Raw genomic sequence first — 1,232 nt, forward strand, 5'->3', positions numbered from 1 at the left:
CCTTGTCGCACCAAGTGTGACACTCCCACGCGGCATCCCCAACTGGGAAGATCCGCGACCGATACTCGCGCCGCCGGGACCTCTCCAGCGCATCCCGACGCGCCACACCTGCTTCTGCGCGCAACATGCTGCCCGCCCCACAATTTCGATGCCGCGATCCCGGTTGGCGACGGCCGAACTCGCTTCGACCGTCAAGATTCCCCACGAAAGCCGCTGGTCGCCCCATTCCCATCCTTATAGTGCCCCGCCGGTGAATCGAACCTGCGACACAGGATCGTGGGCGATCAGGTGATTCCCCAGGTAAATGCGTAGGTAACTGCACTAGAATCGGATGCCTGATTCGGACAAACGAAACCCACTCCGACAGCAGGGCGCTGACCACCGAGATATGCAGCGATACAACGGAATTGCACCTGCAGCGCGCAACGCAGGCGTCCTGCGTACGGATGGCGTTATCGCTTCCCGAGCCGACAGGCTCAGCGAAAGCCACTGCCGCGGTCGCCGTTTGGCGAGAATCATCGCCGCGGGTTCGCCTCAATCCTGGCTCATTCTTGCGCAGGGGCTCGCCGGCTCTGTCAGCAGCAGGTAATGTTCGATACCGGGTCGGACCGAACCCCTGGGGAGAACCAATGAGAATGCGCGCCTTCGTCGGTGCGGCCGCGGCCGCAGCAGCGATGTCGATGCTCGGTGTGACTACCGCCCATGCTGATGCGGTGAATCCGAACGACTACATGATCGGCGACACCGTCTATTTCAACGTCGGCTACGCACAGTGCTCGATCAAGCCGGACGGCACGACGGGATGTGACATCGCTCCCGGCATCGCCAAGTGGCTTGGCATCGTTCCCGTGTCCGATCTCGCCATCGATGTGGCATTCCTGCCCGCGCACCCGACCTTCGGCCTGCTCGGACCGTACGGCCGCTCCGACGCGAAGTCCCTCCCGAACAGCGAGTTCAGCTCGACCATCAGCTATGCAGGCGCTACGTGCAGTGGCGGCGGGCGCGGCGGGGTGGGTTGCACATCGAAGGGGCACAGCTTCAGCTTCGGCTGGTCGGGCACCACCACCACGTAACGGGTGCTGGGAAGCAGATCCGTCCGATCCGGCGCTGAGTCGCCGCCGAGGCCGAACCGGCTACCGCGGTGACCGACGAACTCCATGAATGGGATGGCGGGGCGTCAGCGCACGACCGAGTAACGCACGCAGGCGAATTCGCCGTTATGGGCGACTTCC

General features: G+C 63.8%; 1 protein-coding gene. It reads left to right on the top strand.

The annotated features are described in order from the left end of the window. The first annotated feature begins 629 nt into the window (after positions 1–629). A complete protein-coding gene (locus K7711_RS46975; protein ID WP_222979660.1) occupies positions 630–1,073 on the top strand; it encodes a hypothetical protein in 444 nt (147 codons plus the stop codon). Positions 1,074–1,232: the final 159 nt, after the last annotated feature.

The sequence above is a fragment of the Nocardia coffeae genome (genome assembly GCF_019890715.1).
GTDB lineage: Bacteria > Actinomycetota > Actinomycetes > Mycobacteriales > Mycobacteriaceae > Nocardia > Nocardia jiangxiensis.

Excerpts from the sequence above, each read along its gene's own strand:
- K7711_RS46975 (WP_222979660.1), top strand. The coding sequence starts at position 630 with ATGAGAATGCGCGCCTTCGTCGGTGCGGCCGCGGCCGCAGCAGCGATG.